This is a genomic window from Bacillus sp. IBL03825 (assembly GCF_024712505.1).
Lineage (GTDB): Bacteria > Bacillota > Bacilli > Bacillales > Bacillaceae_G > Bacillus_A > Bacillus_A wiedmannii.
On sequence record NZ_JAMXKE010000001.1, the window covers coordinates 3028078 to 3046574 of the forward strand.

Sequence of the window (18497 nt, forward strand, 5' to 3'; positions counted from 1 at the left end):
TTTACTCCTTTAATGCTTTAGCAGGTTCACTTTTAAGCACATATACAAATGGTATAACAGAGAGGATAAAAGCTATATTAAGTGAAAGAAATACACACATTACAATATGAGTAGGCTGTAAACTAATGCTATAGCTTGTAGACTCTATAATACTTTCACTCAAAGTGCTAAAAATCCATTGTATGCATATCGCACAGGCTGATGCGATGATTGCACATAAAAATAATTGACTAAATATAAAAATAAAAAGATTTACATTACTTGCTCCCAAAGATTTCCTTAGCGAAAGACTTTTTTTCTTCGTATAAATCCAATAATAACTTACTATTATACTGGTAATTAAAGCTATACAAAAAAGCCTAAATGGAAAACTTAATAACTCTTTCACAGCTTTACTTGAGTTTTTTTCTTTCTCAAAATTCTCTTTTTCACTTATCACTTTGGCATTTATATCTTTATTGTTCTGGTTTATATGCTGTATGAAAGTGTTTATTTCCTTTATAGGGTTTTCGTTAGAACGAACGATCATTTGGAATGTATTTTCATTTTGGATCATTTTTTTCACTTCATCTGGCATATCATATAAAGCGACGTAAATTTTAATATTATACTCATATCCAGTATTTGCTCCAGCTACACCTTTAACTGTATATTCCTTATTAAATAGTTTTATTGTTTCCGTATCCTTATAAATCTTCTTCCCGACTATTACACTATTTTCTTCATTTTGTTCCATCTGAGAACCTTTTAGCAAAGGTGGAGACCAATTTTTATTAAGGAGACCATTCATTGTTGCTCGGCCGATACCCGGAATAGTAATACGAATATCATTTGTAATAACACTAGCATTTTTAAAATCAGTCTCTACTAACGTCTGGAATTGTTTGAAATTTAATTCCCCTATATTAGTAAGTTGAACGGAATAGTAATAATTAAAATAACCATTTTTTCTATCATAAAATTTCTCATCATAATAATCTTTCGTCGACATTGCTATAAGTATCGGCCATATTGTCAATACAAACGCAATAAATAACATAATGAATATTGCTTTGTTTACCACTATTTCTTTTAATACTAAATTCATATATCCTCCTCATTTTAAAAACCGCGAAAAAGGTATTTATCCTTTTTCACGGTTTTTGTTGATTGTTATCTAATTACCATTTCCTTAGAGGTGTAGGCACTATCCCCTTTCATTACCCATTCATGACCCGAATAACCAGTGGTAATTGGCCCTCTGGATGAAACTTTAACGTTCACACGATCTGTAATTTTAGCATTATTCTTTTCTACCTCTTTAGAAGACCCATCATCAAAGCTAGCCCTTACAGTCATCTTGTAAAAGTGAGGTTCATTTGTTTGCGCAGTGTAGGCGTGTCCGGTAGCCTTTCCTCCGCTCCCTTCCCATTTCCCATAAGAATCCCAACTAATCGAAGCAAATGAAACGGAAGAAACCATACCTAATAAACAAGCAGTTAGCCCTGTAGTAGCTAGAGTTTTTTGAAGTAAGTTTTTCATATAAACTCAATCTCCCTTGTTTAAAATATTCACTTAAATATTTAAGTATTTTCAGGCCTTGTCCTCATTATACATAAAAAAAATAATCTCATATTAAAAAATCCTAATTTTTACATTTTCCACACAACCCTTACATTGCTCTGAACTTTCCGTCATAAAAGAAAAAGATGGTATGAAACTCCCATTCACACCATCTTTTTGCTTCCGTTATTTATTTGATCCTGTATAAGGACGAATATATTTCACAATCAATTCCCATCTATCCCGTACATTCGGCATAACTTCAGAAGCAATTACTACAACCAAATCCTTCTTCGGAATACAACAAATCAAATTCCCACCATCGCCCATTGCACAGTATGAAAAGATTCCAGCCTCTTCTCGTAACCACCATAAGTAACCATATTGATTTTGGTTCATTTCTGTCGATTCTTTTATCCATGATTTTGATAGTATTTGTTTTCCATTATGAATACCTTCATTCAAAAACATCTGTCCAAACTTAGCCATATCTTTAACTGTTAACGTTAGTCCCCAGCCGCCTGTCGAAATACCATTTGGATCATGAACCCATCCTTTTACATCTTTTCCGAATAAGTCATCGAATCCAAATGCTTTCATATTGTAGTTTGGGATTTTTCTCATGCCGAGTGGTTGAAATAAGTACTCATTCGCAAATTCACGCGCACTTTTTCCTGTTACGTTCGTTATAATCGCTGATAGTATATGAGCTCCTGCAGATGAGTATTTAAAAGATCCGATTTCTCCGCCATTCCCCATTCTATTAAGTGTATACTGTATCCAATCCTCTTGTGTACATAGTTCTTCTAACGGTTCCTGCCAGTCTACGAAAGGATGTGGAGCTTTCATCATAAGAAGATGTCGTACTGTTATTTCAGATGAATTAACGTTATATTCCGGAAAAAATTCTATTACTCTTTGATCAACGCTTTTTATATAGCCTTTATCTACACATAGTCCAATTAACGCAGAAATAATCGTTTTTGTGACTGACGCTATATGAAATGCATCATCTGGACCGTGACCATTATAATATTTTTCAAAAATAACATCACCTTTTTGTACTACTAACATACCATTCATATTTTCATATTCTTCTTTTATAATCTGATCTAACTTTTCAGCAGTTTGCATTGTTCTTCCCCCTTAATCAATGATTAAAAAGGTTCGATAGGTACATATATATCAACTATATGTTTATTTTCCGGGTGCTGCTTTGGGTCATTTTTATACATTTCAAAAGGATACGAATTTCTCGGTTTATATCCGCTATTTGGTAGCCACTCGCCGTATAAGAAATCCCATGCTCCTTTATATTCGTTTTGGAATATTTCAAAATGGCCTATCGCATACTTGCCTGAAGGTATTACCATTATTCCAATGTCACTCGTTTCTACTGCGGATTCATTCGGAATTGTTATACAAAGACTCGTTCTTAAATGATTGTCTTCTGTAAATTCATGATGATCATGATAAATGGTTAATACTTTCGTATCCTCGAATACATGGTAGTTTTGCTTCGATGCGTAATAAAATAGTTTCTCTATCATTTTTGGAAAAGCAATCGTTAACTCTTCATATGTACCGATATGCCTTATGTATGCGACGTTTATATCGTCTGCTGATACAATTTCAACATTTCCTCGAACCTTCTTACACTCATTGTATTGAGAAGTTCCGCTTACGTCTTTGCAATTCTTGCTATTGTGGTTTCGATATTGAGACGGACTTACTCCGTAATAATTTTTAAATGTGCGGGAGAAAACTGCTGAATCTGTAAAACCAAAATGGTAAGCGATATCCGTAATCGTCATATCTGTGCGATATGTAAGTAGATTCGTTGCCCTTTCTAACTTCAATCGGTTTACATACCGTGATAATGGCTCGTCTACGATCCCCTTAAAAATCCGATGAAAATGAAACTTTGAAAATCCTGCTACATCCGCTAGCTCTTCAATTGAAATTGAATCATTTATGTTTGATTCTATATAATCTTGTACCTTATAAATGCGTCTTAAGTACTCATTTCTACTTTGTTTACTCTCCATACTTTTATCTCCTCACAACAAAAAGGCTAACGTTAAGCTAGCCTACTTTTATACATTTTTCAAAAACAAAACTCTACTACCGCCATTCCCATCATAATTTGTATGTACCGATACACCCTCTATCTCATCATCCCCGGCATCAATTCGAAAACCGATTTCTTGATGAAACTGTATCGACTTTTTGTTAATTGGTGACGTAATTGCTTTTACAACTTTACGATTATTTGCACGAGCGATATCAAAGAAATAAGAATACAATGTCGATGCGATTCCTCTTCTTCTATACTTCGGATTGACACCGATAAAATGAACATATGCTTCATCTTTATATGTTTGTGAAAAGAATCCACATAAGAAACCTAACGTTTCGCCATCTTCTTCAATGATAAAACTCGTTTCTTGAAAATGAACGAAGAACAGTTTTGGCAACATAGCAGCCATATCTCTACCGCCCCACCAATCATTTAAAACAGAATGAATCTTTACATAATCTTCCCCTTGGATGTTTCTTACTTGCATATGTTTCTCCCTTTCACTCACTTCATTTTTTCATAAATTTTAATAACCGTTTCTACTAAAAGGATGAATACCCATATTCCACAAAATACAAGAACAGACTGAAATATCGATCCAATTATCATAACACCAACTGCACCTGTTATTGAAAAAGATATTCCACCAAGCCCTGGATCCTGTATAAATGCTCCAGCAGAAAAAGCAGTTATAATTGATACTATTAAATAAATAACACTCATTATTTTTAATATTTTTATAGAAAGATACGAAGTTTGTTCTTTCTCCACTTGTGATAATTCGATTTCCCCGCTCGCAATTCCTTTTTGCAAACAGTCCTCACATAAAAATTCTTCCTTAATTTTTTTACCCCCATGTATTGTACCCGTTATCTCTTTACACCTTGAACATTTTCGATTTATCATGTTGTTACCACTCCAATCTATTAAGATTATACTTATATCATTCTGCATTTACCTTAATATACCTTTTATGTATTTTATAGAGAAAGGTCGTGTTTTATGATTTCAAAACTTACGTTTAGCTCGAAAAAGCGTACCGTTCATTATGTATTAAGACCTAGTTGTTATGCAGTTATTTTCCATTCATCTTCTTCAATGATTGCTGTTATCCAAAAAGCAGACCGTTACTTTTTACCTGGTGGTGGTATGGAAGGTAATGAAACAAAAGAAGAGTGTTTGCACCGTGAACTACTAGAGGAATTAGGATGGGCAATTGAAATTGATCAATATATCGGTAATGCGGCTCGATATTTTTATGCAGAAAAGGAAGATATATATTATTTAAATGACGGGTTCTTTTATATTGCGAACATGGTGCAGAAACAAACTGAAAACTGTGAGGATGATCATGTTCTAAGGTGGATGTCTCCTTTACTTGCTGTAGAGCTTCTCATTCATGATCATCAAAAATGGGCCGTTGAGCAAGCTCTTTTATTACGAAAACAAAAGGGATCTCCTTCTATATGAAAGAGATCCTTTTTACTACTAACTTACTTTTTTCAAATTAAGTGCAGGCTTTTTGATTCCGCCTTTTTTTACAACATATAAACCGATAAAGATAATAAGACCGCCAACGAGCTGCATCATATTAATTTGCTCTCCAATTGTAACTGCCGCAAAGATAACTGCGAACAATGGTACGAGATACATATAAACCATTACTTTCGTTGAGCCTATTTGACTAATACCGACATACCACATTGCTAGTCCGAAGATGGTCGCAAAGATGATTGAATATGCTAGTGAACCCCAGCTTGGCGTATCTACTGGCCATGTTAAAGAGTTTACATTGAATAAACAGTATATAACTAGTGGTACAATTCCAATTAAAGTAGACCATGATGTAACTCTCATTGCGGAGTACTTTGTAATAAGAGGTTGCGCTAATATTGGATACCATCCCCACGCAATTGCTGCGACTAATCCAATTACATTTCCGAGCCACGCATATTCGTAAGTAGCTCCTCCTATATGTCCTGTTAATAAAACGAATGCTGCACCAATAAACGCTATTATTGAACCTATTTGTACTTTCATCGAAAAACGTTCTTGTTTGTGCAATACTGCTAATATCCCTGTAAAAATAGGTGACATCGCAATTAATAATGAGGCGTTCGTTGCTGAAGTATATTTCACAGATAGCATAAACATCGTTTGATACATTGCCGTACCAACGATACCGACTGCTACTAGTCGTAACCAATCTTTTCTTTCAATACGTAATGAGCGTTCCATTAAAAATGTAATAAGTAATAATACCGGAGATGCTACTAAAAATCGTAAACTATTAAATTGAATGGATGACATATATGCCACGCCATACTTTCCAATTGTATAATTTGCTCCCCATACTAATGCTACTGATACTAGGAGCCACTCCATTTGCCATCGTTTCATCCGAATCTCCCCTTCCATATTTAGCATAGTAAAATTGGCTGGATATAGCACCGTCCAATTGGCTGTTTTTTTCCCCAGCCAATTTGTTATACTTAATGTATATAAGAGATGCGGAGGCGTTTGTATGGAATGGAAGCTAGATAACGACAGTAAAATCCCAATTTATCAGCAAGTAGTTGACTTTATTGAGAAACGTATTACATACGGAGAACTTCCTCCTGGAAGCTTCCTCCCTTCCGAACGGAAATTAGCTACGCAGTTAAATGTAAACCGAAGTACGGTAACGACTGCTTATAATGAACTACGTGCTATGGGGATTGTGGAAAGTACGACTGGTAAAGGGACACGTGTAAGTACACATATGTGGGGCGTTTCTCCAACATTAACTCCGAATTGGAGAAATTTCGTAGAAGGTGGTACTTTTTTACCAAACTTACCGTTACTTCGCCATATTCGGGCAGAAGTACAACAAAATGAAAATATCATTGATTTCGCAAACGGCGAGCTCGGTTGTAACCTTTATCCTCACGATCAACTACAGACAATTTTACGAGAACAACCGTTAACGCATTCATTAAGTTATGATCATCCGCAAGGCTATCTCCCGCTAAGACAAGCGGTCGTAAAATATATGAAAGAATATTTAAAAGTTGAAGCGACTGAACAATCCATAATGATTACATCTGGCGCACAGCAAGCACTTCACCTTATCGTACAATGTTTATTAAATCCAGGTGATGCAGTTGCTTTCGAAAGTCCTTCACACTGTTATTCCTTACCGTTATTCCAATCAGCAGGTATTCGTATTTTCCCATTACCTGTCGATGAACACGGTATTAACCCAGACGATGTGCAAGAGTTATATAGAAAGCACCGTATTAAAATGATATTTTTAAATCCAAACTTCCAAAATCCTACGGGCACAATGCTTCATCCAAACCGTAGAAAAAAACTGTTATCACTTTGCGCAAACTTACGAATTGCGATTGTGGAAGATGATCCGTCCAGCTTACTTACGTTAGAAAAGAAACAACCTTGCCCTACTTTAAAATCGATTGATGAAAACGGAACTGTCATTTATGTACATTCCTTATCTAAAATGATTGCACCAGGTTTACGAGTTGGCTGGCTTGTCGCTCCGCAGTCTGTAGTAGAAAGGTTATCTGACGCAAGGCACCAAATGGAATTAGGTATGAGCATTTTCCCGCAGTGGCTTATGCAACAATTTTTCGAAACTGTACCATTTCAGTCTCATATCGTACCGTTACGAAAACAATTAGCAGAAAAAAGAGACGTTATCGTTCGCGCCCTAAATGAGCAACTTCACGATAAAATCTCTTTTTCAAACCCGACTGGCGGTATATACATATGGGGGAAATTAAAAGAACCGATAAACGAAAAACAACTCATTATGCAAAGTTTAAAACAAGAAATCGCCTTTATGCCCGGTAGTATTTTCGGTGCGAAAGATGGTTATATTCGTTTATCTTATGGAAAAGTGAATATTAATCAAATTGAGGAAGGTATTTCTCGTTTGCGAGAAGCTATTTTAGTTTGTGGAAAATGACTTTACATAAAGCTTTATCGTTTGACAAAAGAAAAATCTACCATTATTATCAACACGAACCTAGTTATAGGAGTGATAAAAATGAAAATTTACGTTGATGCAGATGCTTGTCCTGTAAAAGATGTAATTATTTTAGAGGCTACGAATGCAGAAATCCCTGTAACCCTCGTTACTAGTTTTTCTCATTATTCTAATGCAGAACAACCAAAAGGTGTGGAAACAATTTATGTTGATTCCGGAGCAGATGCTGCGGATTACCGCATAATGCAGTTAGCAAAAAAAGAAGATTTAATCGTAACGCAAGATTACGGTCTTGCTTCGCTTGCTTTAGCAAAAGGCTGTATCGTGCTACATCATAAAGGCTATAAGTATACGAATGATAACATTGAACAATTGTTACAAACACGATATTTAAGTGCAATGGTTCGAAAAAGTGGTAAACGTACAAAGGGACCGAAACCATTTACAGCAGAAGATAAAGAGAAATTTAGAGAGCTCTTTAAAAGTATGATCGCACTTTAAAAATGAATCGTCTATTTGCTAGGAAAACTTCGCAAAACAAAGAAGAGAATATCCAAATGAACATTCTCTTCTTGAAGTTTACCCTTTTAAAATGAAGGTAAATTATCTAAGTTATTTTCTTTTATTCCATCCGGTTCACTACGTATAATATCTCTACCATACTTATGAAATACGTCCACATGAGCTAACTTCCCTGATTTTGCTTCACTAAGAGCAGCTACATAATCTAACTCTCTCCCGCTACTTGTTTTAAACGCTATTAAATCACCATCATCATTTTTACGAACGGCAACAATTTGTTCTGCTCCTGAGTTGACTTCATGGTCTACTTCAAATTGCGCTTGCTCTTCTCCTTGATGTAAGTAATCATTGTAAACTTTTTCAAAGTCTTTTTTATCCATAACATTCACCTCCAACACATTTTATTAGTATGGTTGGGAGGGGGTGATTTTATGTAATTTGCTCTAAACTTTTGTATTTTCAAATGAAAACATAGTACCCTCACTATTTGATTGTAAAGTGTATTTTATATCGAACATCTTTGATATATCTTCAATATTTTTCAAACCAAGTCCCGTACCTTTACTATTTATATCAAACCCAATCCCATTATCTCTAAAGGAAACCATATCTTCATCTATAATAATTTTGATTTTTTTAGCTTTTGAATGTTTAAGGACATTTTGAAAAATATTATCAAATAACCTTTGAATCCATAACTCATTACTATTCCATATCAACTCTTTATCTTGTGGATTATATACTAATTCAATTTTATGAATGCTATACAAATAGCTCCATTTTTTAATCATATTTTCTATTAAATTATGTATATTAACTTCATCATTCACAATATAAGTATTCTCTAAAGTCTCTGTAGATTGAATATTAAATTCGTTAGTTAAATCACTTATATATTGTATCTGCTCATACATTGATTCAAGTACTGGTGCTTGTTCCTTGTACTCACCTTCTAAATAATATAATTGTAATCTGACCGCTGTTAAGGGTGTATTAATATCATGCCGTAATTTATTTAATAGTTCCTTTTTTATTTGTTCCTGCTGTTGTAGTTCTAATTCTCTATAAGTTGTTCTTTCTATAAGCAAGTTCACTGATTTAATCAGCTCTCCCATTTCATCATCGCTTTTAACATTTATTATATTAGGGATTTTCTTATCACTAGCTAAATCTCGAATCGTTTGATTTAATACATTAATTTTATTTAATACTGTGTTAATCGATTTTGAAAATACAAAAGCTAATATTAATAGTGATAATAAAAATATTATTAACATCGTAGGATATGCATAGGATTCGTGAAAAGGAATGTTCTGATTTTTAATTTTAAAGACAACATTATAAATAACTGATGCAAAGATACTAATTGACAACAATAATAGTGGTACGCTAATAATAGCAGAGAATAATAGTAACTGATATTTTTTCTTTAAGTTCATTTCTTCATATAGGTATTTAATCTATACCCTTCTCCATATATGTTCTGAATAATATCACCTGTTTTATCATCAATTTTGGTTCTAATTTTCTTTATATGTACGTTCATGATATTTTGATTTCTATCTTCGAGTTGCCATAGGTAATCATAGAAGTGTTCTTTAGATAAAATTCTATCTCTATTTTCATATAAATAGAAGAATATTTTTCGTTCAATTGCTGTAAAAGCAACTTCATTACGCAAATCATTCATAAAAACTCTTTTATATTCTGCATCTATAAATAAATGGTTAATTTGCGTGAACGTACCATATTGATTATCTAACATTTTCTTAATCCTTAACAACAACTCTCTAGGATCAAAAGGTTTTATCATGTATTCTTCTCCAATGGTCAAACCTTTTAGTTTACTATCCATATCATTCCTAGCTGATAGAAATATAATTGGAATATTTAATCCTAGATTTTTTATTTTCTTTGTAATTTGATAACCATCTTCGCCTGGTAACATAACATCCATTATGACTAAATCTATTACATGAATTATATCAAGAACTTTCCTTCCCTCTTTCTCCCAACACACATTATACTTCTCACGCTGTAAAATTTTTTGTAATAAATCTCCTATAATCAAATCGTCTTCAACAATTAATATGTTATATACTTTCATTATGTAGACCTTTCATCGCTAAAATAACAATTGCTTTGTTCTTCACTACTTTATTCTTAATAAAATCCATAGCAATTTTGTATATTTCATCAGGAGCATATAAATAAATACTATGTGTACCTTCAATTATTTTTACATCAGCTAATAATAACTTGCTAGCAAACTCCTTATAATCTTCGTTTTTTTGCTTTGTATACTTCGAATCTTTATATCGCCTAGCAATCGCATCTATAAATAACATAGGTGTTTCTTTTGGGATCGATAAAGAATTTGATTTTTTACCGTTATTGTAGCTTTGTAAAAGTTCTTGCTTCATATCATCATTAAAAGCCCTCTTATACGTAAGCGCTTTATAAATATCTTTTTCCTGTTCGTTTAAAAAGGACTGACGAATGACTTCGGGATTATAAGTAATAGAGGGAGCTAATCTCTGAAAACCAATTTTCGTTAAAATATTCATCCCTTTTATTTTTAATGAATCAACCATACCTATTTTATTAGTCACGTACTGTTTAGGTAAACCAATATCTAACGCAATAATCCCTTTTACTTCACTTGGATATTTTTGTGCCCAATAAATAGCCTCTATACCCGATAGAGAGTGTGGTACTAAAATGTAAGGTGGTTTATTTCCACTTCGAATAAGCGCTTCTCTCGTTTGTTCTAATATCGTATCAATATCTCTATCATCTTGAAAAACATCACTGTATCCATAACCCGCTCTCTCAATTACAGAAATCTTGTTTTCTTTCGAAAATTTACTATATAAGCCTTTCAATTCATAAACAGGAGCGGCAATTCCAGATCCGGCCATAAATACAAACGTATCCTCCCCGCTCCCCTCATTATAAACATTCACTTTTTTATTGTCGAAATTAACAAGTTCGCCTTCATTGTTCATTAATTTCGATTCCATTTTTAATTGATAGTTATGATATATAAATACAGCGCCTGTTCCAAAGAAAATCATACTAACACACATTAAAAATATTATTTTCACTGACTTTAATAATTTTTTCATTTGACACCCCTTTCAAACTATATTGAAAGGGTACAATATAAAAATAAATTTCTTATAAATTTTCAAAATTAATATCTATTCATTGTTTCTAAGGATGGACCATTTTTAATACCTACGCAAACCCTTCAAAGTCTCCAATATATCATCTGTAAAGGCTGTACTACCTTCTGCCTCTAAAACTCTAAAATAAAAACTTCTTAAGAAAGTTCTAATATTTTGTACTAAAATAGCATGCTGCGGATGTCGGATATCTTCAACAGTTGCTATACTATGTAGCCAATTACTCCACTCTTCTCCAGTTAAAATATCTTGGTTACGTAACGACATAATTGGTGCTACTAATCTCTCATCCTCAAAGTGGATGTATACGTAGTCATGTAAGCGAACCTTCTGACGAACAGCAGCTAGTATTGCATATGAAAACTCACGATTTTGTATTGTACGTGCTAACGCATCTAGTGCATCAGCCGCGTGCGCCGTAGAGTGTGCCCAACCTTTTCCTTCTACGTAACCTCTTACATCTTCTTCTAAATATATATATTCCAGTACTTGTTCTGCCACACTGTATAGTTGTTCTTCGGATAACAATGGTTCTCTTTCATGAACAGATAAAATAAGTGGCGGAATTAATACGGAGAATGCACGTTTAAATACAGAGTCTGTGCCCTTTTCACCAATTTTATAAAATAAATAATCAGGACTAATTGCTTGTAACATTAATCCTCGTAACTCTTTTTGTCTAAATACATCATTTGTAATCCATGTGTGAAGCGTACTATAAATTAAATCATCACGTAATTCAGCATCAGGTGAACCGATATAATCTAACATCCACTGCGCATATGGATACGCATCTACGTCTTCTGGTACAGCATAATTATTATTTTTAATTTGTAGTAGTTCTTCTTTTAGTTCTAGTACTTCATTCATTATATTTCCTGTCCCCTTTTTACTTTATTAACATATTTTCGCCTTATCCCCTGTAATTGCCTATCCTTATATGAACTTGATTCAATTATATAAAATTTATCATGATAAATAAAAGGAAATACTTTAGAACATCACAGTCTCTCACTTTATTTACATGCATTTCATGTAAGTTTAGGCTATAAAATAAAGTATTTTTTTCATTTATATTCAAACGTAGTTACAATCAAAGGTTGCATCATTTTAGAACTTGCTTAATAAACTTTGTTTTAGCTTTTGTATAGGCTTCTCTATCTTGGTTAAATCTTTTAGCTAAATCTTGTTTAAGATTTGAATACTCATAAACTAATTGTGGATTTTCTCGTAAGCGGTTACGAAATAAAAGTTGATGCTCCCATCGCTCAGTTCCTTTAACCATTAAATGCAGGTGTGCTACACGCCTATTATTCTTAACTCTCACAAAGAACCTTCTCCAAGGTCTTTCATCTAATTCTGGGCTTACATAATGCCAATTATATATGGCCAATTTCGCTGAAATATGTAGTACTCTATCAAATGAGTCTATTTCAGCCATTAAATCAATGATAGGCTTTGCAGGTAAACCAGGTATGGATGTACTTCCTATATGTATTACTTTGCTTATACCGAGAGAAGCAAGCAGTTCATAAAGTTGCTGTTCTTCACATCGGCCTTTATCTTGCCAATCAGGATTTGCATTAACTATCTCTACTGACTCATTCGCCCACACAGGCCAATCGTTCGGACTATCTTTTTTATCCATCCAAAACATCTCCTTTCACGATTTTTTGCTATATAAACGATTTTAAATTCCTTTAAATACAACTACGGGATCATGAAAATCACTATTCTGAAATACAACATCCGCACAACTTTTCGGATTATGCTCATCTATATACATCTTACAGGCAGCATGATATCTGTTTAAAAACATTTTCTCTGCTTCTTCATAACTTCCAAAAGCTTCTGTTTCCCGCTTTGTACCACGTTTTCTCGCAATCTCAAAATCTGTATTTAAGAAAATTTTATAGTCAAATAAATGCTCTACGTCTTTTTTCAATAGAAACGTCCCATCTACTATTAGTACCATATTAGGTTGAGCCAATAACGGCTCATTATGTACAGGCATATCCGTTATTAAGTTATGAGAAATCGTTTCATATTGTAAATTCCCATTAGGTCCTAAAAGCTTTAATAATCTTTCTTTAAAAGCTGTATAATCGTGTGCATCTTCATAATACCCTCTTGCAGATTCTTTTCCTTGCGCGTATCGAATCACTCTTGGATTATGAAAATCATCAATGCTGGCGCGTGTTACTGGTAATCCTCGTTTTTTTATTTCTTCAGCTAGTTCGTTTGCAAGTGTTGTTTTTCCTGAAGCTGTAATACCACTTACTCCAACTCTTGTTGGATGGGTTAAGTTTAATTTTAAAATATGATCTACAATTTCTTTCATGCGTTGTATTCGGTTCAAGATATTTCCTCCTACAATCAGTTTACATAATATAATTATAGGTAACAATTCGTTTCATTATTTGTCGGTAAGTCGATATCCTATTTCGAATCGTTGATATATTATGATTGGCTTACTTTCCCTTAAACCCTCGATACAATGCAGTCCGTAATTCTTGTTTGTATTCTTCAATTTCTGGCATATCGAGTTCTTCTGCTAGTCTGATAGCTAATTCAATATCATACGGTACACGTACGAGTTGAATGGAAAAGCTCGCTGCTTCTTTTTCATTGTAAGTTCCTTCGAATATTAAATAAGAAGCTTGTGTAATTTCCAGAGGATTACCTACGCTACCAGCATTACATAACGTTTTCCCTCTGAAATTTTGAACGAATGCTTGGTGAACGTCACCGTAACAAACGACATCTGGTTTTCTTTCCCCTTCTATATTCTCTGTGAGCTCACTATTTTCGAACATACTAATACGCTCTTCTCTTGTTGCATGTGGTTGAATTCTTTCATACAAACTTCTCGGTGAAGCGTGGAACATACGAATCAGTTTCCCACTCATATAAAACTCGATTGAAAATGGTAAGCTTCTTAAATACTCATTTTGTTCTTCTGACAATTGTTTTTGATGCCATTTTAACGCTTCAAATTCAGTCGGTTTTGTAATGAAATCATCCCAGTTCCCCATTACGGTTCCTTCACATTCTTTACGAACGATTTCAATTACTTCGCTAGAATGCGGACCTTTTCCTACTAAATCTCCAAGACAAATAATACGTTCAATTCCTCTTAATTTAATATCTTTCAGTACTGATTCTAATGCCGGAATATTACCATGTATATCTGAAATTACCGCAATTTTATCCAAATGAATCCCTCCGTTATTTATTGTTTATTATATCCTCATGTTGTGATTGATACCATTTTGGAATATAAGATGAAAAATGATTATGATCTTCTATAATTCGGTTCAATCTTTCTTTCATATCCTCTACTAAATGTGGTGTAGTTCGGTTTGTCCATACGATATCCGCTGGGAATGTCATCGCTGCATATAATGAATACAGTTTCCAAAAGTGGATTGACGGATCGCCTCCGCAATAACCGTGAACTTGTCCAACCGCAAATGGTTTACTTATTCTTGTAGTAAAAATCGCTACGTTATAAAAATCGTGTATTGGGTCACCAAAATCATATCCTCCAAAATCGATAACGATAAATTTCTTATTATGAATCATACTATTTGCTGGATGGAAGTCATCGTGTAAAAAGGTAATAGGGCGATTTTTCAATAATTGTTTATGCTCCCCTACAAAACTTAATACTGGCTTCAAATTAAGGAAGTCTATTTCATAGTTTGCTAACGCTTCTACGTATCTTTCGTATTTATTCCATCGAACCGTTTCCCATTTATTACTTGCACTTTCTCTTCCAATTGAGTGGATCCTCTTTAGTACTTCTCCTGCTTTTCTTCCTGCATTATACTGTTCTTCCACCGATAGCTTCCCTAAACCTTCTTCACCATTTACACCTTGGGCCCATTCAAATACTTGTACACATTTATTTAATTCCTCAAGTTTTATGAAATGAATTAACTTGGGCGTTGGAATATGTAATAACTCTAATTGTTTCATATACGTATATTCTTCTTGTTTACGTTCAAAATGAACAGCATCACATACTTTCACAAAATAAGTTTCTTCGTTCTTTAATTCAACTTTATATTTTTCTTCATGTGAAAAACCTTTTGAAATAGCTGTACACTTTACAATACGAGGCCATTCTAGTTGTCTCTCTATCTCTCTAAGCATTTCCTTCACAACGTTCACCTCTATCAATATATGTACAAACTACCTAACACTTCATGCTCTCGTTTATTTTCACCTTTAAACTCCACTGCAAATGGATATTCGCCATGACGCTTCAAACGTTCTAGTACTAACCCTTCTCCTATTGGTTCACAAAACTGCACATGAACATCACCAAATGATACGCTTTGACACTCCGCATTCCATTCTTCATTCTTTGTGATTGAGCTTGCAGTTAGCCCCATTACTTCTTTCCATTTCCGTACTGTTTCTCGAACATTTTTCACTGCGTAATGAATCGTTTCAATTTGTTGTACTTTATTTTTATGTTCAGTGATCGTCCCTATGTTACGTAAATCGTTTCTTCTTTCTTCGTCCGTTTCATTCCATTCTATAAAGAAAGGTAATTTCGGTCCGTTTTCCTCTTGCTTTACAAATAACATTTTCCACTCTAAAAGACGGCCATCTTTTCTTATACGTTTCCCTTCAAATGGTCCTATCGTATGTAAACCGTGCTTACTAAAATTATTTGCTAGGTCTTCAATGGCATCTGTTCGAATTGCGATTTGTAGCATTCCTTCTCCGTCTTCTAATTTCACTACTGTTTCTTGTACTAATGGATTGTCTGCTTTCTTCGCTTTTTCTTCATGCTGCACTGCTAAAAATTCTATATAGGATAAATCAAAATAACATAAACTATTCCAAGTACCCCAAGTAATATGCTCTCCGCCTACTGCAGTATGAAATCCATGCTCCTGCATTTGTTTTGCCGCTTCCTCCGGTGTACCATGTACCGCGTGTACGAGATGATCGAATCGTAACATGTCTTTCTCCCCTTTCTCTCCATCCTTTTATTGTATATTTTATTTTTCTTTCATTCAATTCAAAAAACTTTAAAACCTAGTTGATTTATACGATTAATATGTATTATAATGAAACAAATTTAATTATTGCTGATTGGAAAAACCAAAGGCACTTTTCTCATACGGGAAAAGTGCCTTTTTCATTTATTATTACAGGGGGATTATTTATGCAGAAATTAATTGTCTTTGCTATTATTGGATTTTTCGCTCAATTGATTGATGGGGCACTTGGAATGGCGTACGGGGTAACATCTACCTCACTATTATTAATGTTTGGTATCGCACCGGCTGTAGCTTCCGCATCTGTTCACTTAGCTGAAGTCGTTACAACCGCCGCTTCTGGTGCATCTCACATCAAATTTGGAAACGTTGATAAATATACCGTTTCCAGGCTTACATTACCAGGAGCAATTGGCGCATTTATTGGAGCATGTTTTTTAAGCAATTTACCTGGGGATGTAATTAAGCCGTACATTTCCGTATTTTTATTTACTTTAGGGGTTTATATTTTATTACGATTCCTCATTCAAAAACAAATTGTCACTTCAAAAAAACGTATGTCTGCAAAACAACTTGTTCCGCTTGGTTTATTTGCTGGATTCGTTGATTCAACTGGTGGTGGTGGCTGGGGCCCGATTACGACACCTGTGCTTCTAGCAAGAGGAAATGAAGCTAGAAAAGTTATCGGATCTGTAGATACGAGCGAGTTTCCGGTTTCACTCGCTGCAACAATCGGATTCTTCATTTCACTTGGCTGGGAACAAGTAAGTTGGGTTTGGGTATTTTCTCTCATGCTCGGTGGTATCGTTGCGGCACCAATCGCTGCATGGTTAGTACGCATCGTTCCTTCTCATTTACTTGGCGTATTAGTTGGTGGCCTTATTATCTTTACAAACATTCGTACACTGCTTACTACATTTAAAGTGGACCCTACTATTATTTCACTTTCTTACGTGGCAGTTGGTCTTGTCGTTATTATTTCTATTTTCATTGCTGTTCGCAATCATTCCAAGCGTTCTAACGCATCGACAACCGGATATCCGAATGATCAAAAACAAATGCTACCATAACGATAAAAATACCGCCCGATATACTTCGAGCGGTATTTTTTATTTTTCTATTTTCCAATTAATCATCGTTTCTGTAGTGCTAATTCTCTTCATATGTAATTTCTCTAATACACGAATCGAGCTTTCATTTTCAAGAAGTGTCTCCGCAATAATCGTTTCTACTTCTCCTGTTTGAAAAGCCCAATTTATTAATTCTCTTACAGCTTCTTTCGCATACCCTTTATTCCAATATTTCTCAATAAATCCGTAACCAATTTCTACTGTATGTTCCTCATTTGGTTTCCCTTTAAATCCTATATCACCTAGAACGATGTCATCTTCTTTGCGAATGACATACCACGCGCCCCAAGGTAATAAAACCTTATTTTGTTTTACATTTTCTACATGCCCTACAATATGCGGACCACTGTTATATCCTTGCTCGTTAGCAACTTGCATAATCTCTTCTGTACACGGTACTATATAGAGTCTTTCTGTTTCTAATTTCATGTTAATTTCCCCTTTTTTGCTTAAACGTTATTTTAATTATAACAAAAAATATGACCTTATTATGAATGTCGAATTATATTTTCGGAATTTTCTTTTATTTTTAAAGGGTTTTTCAATATTTTTTGCGAAACATTTGTATAACAATTTCTTTATTTGTTTTTTGTTACATAACAGTAGGTTCGGGTGGAGTTTTGCAAGCGTTTCCTATACAATAACCGATATTTTTTGACTTTTTCTAACAAAATATCTTGCAATATATTCAGAAAGTCATTACAATTGCCATATATTAAAAATCTTAGCAATATATCAAATCCTCATCAATCCGATGAGGTAGAGGTTGCGACTTTTATGAGTAAAACGGACGAGACACAGAGAATGTCACCAACTCCGTTTGAAAGGAAAAGTTGCCGAAGTTTATATTTCTTCTCTGGAAATATGAGCTGGGGCTGTCTCCGAAAGGAACAGAACTGTCACGTTTACAAAATTACCGTGTAAACGTGGGGTGCTATCTTAACGGAAGGGTATGATGGGGTGGTTATTTGTGAAACGTTCCGCCTAATTCCTTTGGCGGTTTTTTGTATTTTTCTCCCCCGCTCCTTC

The 18497-nt window shown here is 34.2% G+C and carries 22 protein-coding genes and 1 riboswitch; of the genes, 4 read left to right on the forward strand and 18 right to left on the reverse strand.

Going from position 1 to position 18497, the window contains the following annotated elements; genetic code table 11:
* Position 1: 1 nt before the first annotated feature.
* The 6 genes from NHG49_RS15545 to NHG49_RS15570 all read right to left on the reverse strand — a co-directional run bounded on the left by NHG49_RS15545 (position 2) and on the right by NHG49_RS15570 (position 4528).
* Positions 2-1087 carry an FtsX-like permease family protein gene (locus tag NHG49_RS15545; protein WP_098103117.1) on the reverse strand — a complete coding sequence of 362 codons (1086 nt, stop codon included), beginning with the start codon at positions 1085-1087 and terminating at the stop codon, positions 2-4.
* Between the two features lie 65 nt (positions 1088-1152).
* Positions 1153-1521 carry a hypothetical protein gene (locus tag NHG49_RS15550; protein WP_088048318.1) on the reverse strand — a complete coding sequence of 123 codons (369 nt, stop codon included), beginning with the start codon at positions 1519-1521 and terminating at the stop codon, positions 1153-1155.
* 207 nt (positions 1522-1728) lie between these two features.
* Positions 1729-2676, reverse strand: a complete 948-nt coding sequence (locus NHG49_RS15555; RefSeq protein WP_258126225.1) for a serine hydrolase domain-containing protein — start codon at positions 2674-2676, stop codon at positions 1729-1731.
* Positions 2677-2699: 23 nt separating this feature from the next.
* Complete coding sequence (locus NHG49_RS15560; RefSeq protein WP_088048316.1) at positions 2700-3590, reverse strand: AraC family transcriptional regulator; 891 nt, start codon at positions 3588-3590, stop codon at positions 2700-2702.
* 48 nt (positions 3591-3638) lie between these two features.
* Entirely contained in the window at positions 3639-4109 is a 471-nt protein-coding gene (locus NHG49_RS15565) for a GNAT family N-acetyltransferase (RefSeq protein ID WP_088048315.1), read from the reverse strand.
* A 17-nt stretch (positions 4110-4126) separates the two neighbouring features.
* Positions 4127-4528, reverse strand: coding sequence for a DUF3980 domain-containing protein (locus tag NHG49_RS15570; protein ID WP_000610481.1), 402 nt, complete (start codon positions 4526-4528; stop codon positions 4127-4129).
* Between the two features lie 96 nt (positions 4529-4624).
* Between NHG49_RS15570 and NHG49_RS15575 the strand changes: the two genes are divergently transcribed.
* The gene (locus tag NHG49_RS15575; protein WP_098111781.1) at positions 4625-5092 is read left to right on the forward strand and encodes an NUDIX hydrolase; all 468 of its coding nucleotides are present in this window, start codon (positions 4625-4627) and stop codon (positions 5090-5092) included.
* Positions 5093-5110: 18 nt separating this feature from the next.
* On the opposite strand, the gene NHG49_RS15580 is transcribed toward NHG49_RS15575, so the two are convergent.
* Complete coding sequence (locus tag NHG49_RS15580; protein ID WP_088048314.1) at positions 5111-6022, reverse strand: DMT family transporter; 912 nt, start codon at positions 6020-6022, stop codon at positions 5111-5113.
* Positions 6023-6146: 124 nt separating this feature from the next.
* On the opposite strand from NHG49_RS15580, the gene pdxR reads away from it, so the two are divergent.
* Both pdxR and NHG49_RS15590 read left to right on the forward strand, forming a co-directional pair.
* The gene (gene pdxR / locus NHG49_RS15585; protein WP_258126228.1) at positions 6147-7589 is read left to right on the forward strand and encodes a MocR-like pyridoxine biosynthesis transcription factor PdxR; all 1443 of its coding nucleotides are present in this window, start codon (positions 6147-6149) and stop codon (positions 7587-7589) included.
* Positions 7590-7670: 81 nt separating this feature from the next.
* Positions 7671-8111 carry a YaiI/YqxD family protein gene (locus NHG49_RS15590; protein WP_064475674.1) on the forward strand — a complete coding sequence of 147 codons (441 nt, stop codon included), beginning with the start codon at positions 7671-7673 and terminating at the stop codon, positions 8109-8111.
* Between the two features lie 86 nt (positions 8112-8197).
* Here NHG49_RS15590 and NHG49_RS15595 read toward each other — a convergent pair whose 3' ends face one another.
* The 10 genes from NHG49_RS15595 to NHG49_RS15640 all read right to left on the reverse strand — a co-directional run bounded on the left by NHG49_RS15595 (position 8198) and on the right by NHG49_RS15640 (position 16299).
* Entirely contained in the window at positions 8198-8512 is a 315-nt protein-coding gene (locus NHG49_RS15595; RefSeq protein ID WP_098111782.1) for a DUF3892 domain-containing protein, read from the reverse strand.
* A 63-nt stretch (positions 8513-8575) separates the two neighbouring features.
* Positions 8576-9571 carry a sensor histidine kinase gene (locus tag NHG49_RS15600; protein ID WP_088048313.1) on the reverse strand — a complete coding sequence of 332 codons (996 nt, stop codon included), beginning with the start codon at positions 9569-9571 and terminating at the stop codon, positions 8576-8578.
* Positions 9568-10239 carry a response regulator transcription factor gene (locus tag NHG49_RS15605; RefSeq protein WP_088048312.1) on the reverse strand — a complete coding sequence of 224 codons (672 nt, stop codon included), beginning with the start codon at positions 10237-10239 and terminating at the stop codon, positions 9568-9570. Before NHG49_RS15605 ends, NHG49_RS15600 begins: the two co-directional genes overlap by 4 nt.
* On the reverse strand, positions 10226-11260 hold the full coding sequence (locus tag NHG49_RS15610; protein WP_088048311.1) for an alpha/beta fold hydrolase: 1035 nt from the start codon (positions 11258-11260) through the stop codon (positions 10226-10228). Before NHG49_RS15610 ends, NHG49_RS15605 begins: the two co-directional genes overlap by 14 nt.
* 105 nt (positions 11261-11365) lie before the next feature.
* A complete protein-coding gene (locus NHG49_RS15615; RefSeq protein WP_258126231.1) occupies positions 11366-12190 on the reverse strand; it encodes a DUF2785 domain-containing protein in 825 nt (274 codons plus the stop codon).
* Positions 12191-12425: 235 nt separating this feature from the next.
* The gene (locus tag NHG49_RS15620; protein ID WP_258126233.1) at positions 12426-12968 is read right to left on the reverse strand and encodes a GrpB family protein; all 543 of its coding nucleotides are present in this window, start codon (positions 12966-12968) and stop codon (positions 12426-12428) included.
* A 42-nt stretch (positions 12969-13010) separates the two neighbouring features.
* Complete coding sequence (locus NHG49_RS15625) at positions 13011-13679, reverse strand: nucleoside/nucleotide kinase family protein (RefSeq protein ID WP_258126234.1); 669 nt, start codon at positions 13677-13679, stop codon at positions 13011-13013.
* A 112-nt stretch (positions 13680-13791) separates the two neighbouring features.
* Positions 13792-14535, reverse strand: coding sequence for a metallophosphoesterase family protein (locus NHG49_RS15630; protein ID WP_098111784.1), 744 nt, complete (start codon positions 14533-14535; stop codon positions 13792-13794).
* A 13-nt stretch (positions 14536-14548) separates the two neighbouring features.
* Positions 14549-15487 (reverse strand): aminoglycoside phosphotransferase family protein, encoded by a 939-nt coding sequence (locus tag NHG49_RS15635; RefSeq protein ID WP_103656004.1) that lies wholly within the window; start codon positions 15485-15487, stop codon positions 14549-14551.
* A 14-nt stretch (positions 15488-15501) separates the two neighbouring features.
* Entirely contained in the window at positions 15502-16299 is a 798-nt protein-coding gene (locus NHG49_RS15640) for a VOC family protein (RefSeq protein WP_098111786.1), read from the reverse strand.
* Between the two features lie 98 nt (positions 16300-16397).
* Between NHG49_RS15640 and NHG49_RS15645 the strand changes: the two genes are divergently transcribed.
* Entirely contained in the window at positions 16398-17408 is a 1011-nt protein-coding gene (locus NHG49_RS15645) for a sulfite exporter TauE/SafE family protein (RefSeq protein WP_064475974.1), read from the forward strand.
* Positions 17409-17447: 39 nt separating this feature from the next.
* Here the strand turns inward: NHG49_RS15645 and NHG49_RS15650 are convergent, their stop codons facing one another.
* Positions 17448-17897: a GNAT family N-acetyltransferase gene (locus tag NHG49_RS15650; RefSeq protein WP_222655297.1), complete on the reverse strand. Its 450-nt coding sequence runs from the start codon at positions 17895-17897 to the stop codon at positions 17448-17450.
* A gap of 323 nt (positions 17898-18220) precedes the next feature.
* Positions 18221-18413, forward strand: a riboswitch (Lysine riboswitch).
* The last annotated feature ends 84 nt before the right edge of the window (positions 18414-18497 follow it).

What these genes read in the sequence shown, in the direction of transcription:
- NHG49_RS15545 (WP_098103117.1), bottom strand. Translation starts at nt 1,087, where the DNA reads ATGAATTTAGTATTAAAAGAAATAGTGGTAAACAAAGCAATATTCATT.
- NHG49_RS15550 (WP_088048318.1), bottom strand. Translation starts at nt 1,521, where the DNA reads ATGAAAAACTTACTTCAAAAAACTCTAGCTACTACAGGGCTAACTGCT.
- NHG49_RS15555 (WP_258126225.1), bottom strand. Translation starts at nt 2,676, where the DNA reads ATGCAAACTGCTGAAAAGTTAGATCAGATTATAAAAGAAGAATATGAA.
- NHG49_RS15560 (WP_088048316.1), bottom strand. Translation starts at nt 3,590, where the DNA reads ATGGAGAGTAAACAAAGTAGAAATGAGTACTTAAGACGCATTTATAAG.
- NHG49_RS15565 (WP_088048315.1), bottom strand. Translation starts at nt 4,109, where the DNA reads ATGCAAGTAAGAAACATCCAAGGGGAAGATTATGTAAAGATTCATTCT.
- NHG49_RS15570 (WP_000610481.1), bottom strand. Translation starts at nt 4,528, where the DNA reads ATGATAAATCGAAAATGTTCAAGGTGTAAAGAGATAACGGGTACAATA.
- NHG49_RS15575 (WP_098111781.1), top strand. Translation starts at nt 4,625, where the DNA reads ATGATTTCAAAACTTACGTTTAGCTCGAAAAAGCGTACCGTTCATTAT.
- NHG49_RS15580 (WP_088048314.1), bottom strand. Translation starts at nt 6,022, where the DNA reads ATGAAACGATGGCAAATGGAGTGGCTCCTAGTATCAGTAGCATTAGTA.
- pdxR (WP_258126228.1), top strand. Translation starts at nt 6,147, where the DNA reads ATGGAATGGAAGCTAGATAACGACAGTAAAATCCCAATTTATCAGCAA.
- NHG49_RS15590 (WP_064475674.1), top strand. Translation starts at nt 7,671, where the DNA reads ATGAAAATTTACGTTGATGCAGATGCTTGTCCTGTAAAAGATGTAATT.
- NHG49_RS15595 (WP_098111782.1), bottom strand. Translation starts at nt 8,512, where the DNA reads ATGGATAAAAAAGACTTTGAAAAAGTTTACAATGATTACTTACATCAA.
- NHG49_RS15600 (WP_088048313.1), bottom strand. Translation starts at nt 9,571, where the DNA reads ATGAACTTAAAGAAAAAATATCAGTTACTATTATTCTCTGCTATTATT.
- NHG49_RS15605 (WP_088048312.1), bottom strand. Translation starts at nt 10,239, where the DNA reads ATGAAAGTATATAACATATTAATTGTTGAAGACGATTTGATTATAGGA.
- NHG49_RS15610 (WP_088048311.1), bottom strand. Translation starts at nt 11,260, where the DNA reads ATGAAAAAATTATTAAAGTCAGTGAAAATAATATTTTTAATGTGTGTT.
- NHG49_RS15615 (WP_258126231.1), bottom strand. Translation starts at nt 12,190, where the DNA reads ATGAATGAAGTACTAGAACTAAAAGAAGAACTACTACAAATTAAAAAT.
- NHG49_RS15620 (WP_258126233.1), bottom strand. Translation starts at nt 12,968, where the DNA reads ATGGATAAAAAAGATAGTCCGAACGATTGGCCTGTGTGGGCGAATGAG.
- NHG49_RS15640 (WP_098111786.1), bottom strand. Translation starts at nt 16,299, where the DNA reads ATGTTACGATTCGATCATCTCGTACACGCGGTACATGGTACACCGGAG.
- NHG49_RS15645 (WP_064475974.1), top strand. Translation starts at nt 16,398, where the DNA reads ATGTATTATAATGAAACAAATTTAATTATTGCTGATTGGAAAAACCAA.
- NHG49_RS15650 (WP_222655297.1), bottom strand. Translation starts at nt 17,897, where the DNA reads ATGAAATTAGAAACAGAAAGACTCTATATAGTACCGTGTACAGAAGAG.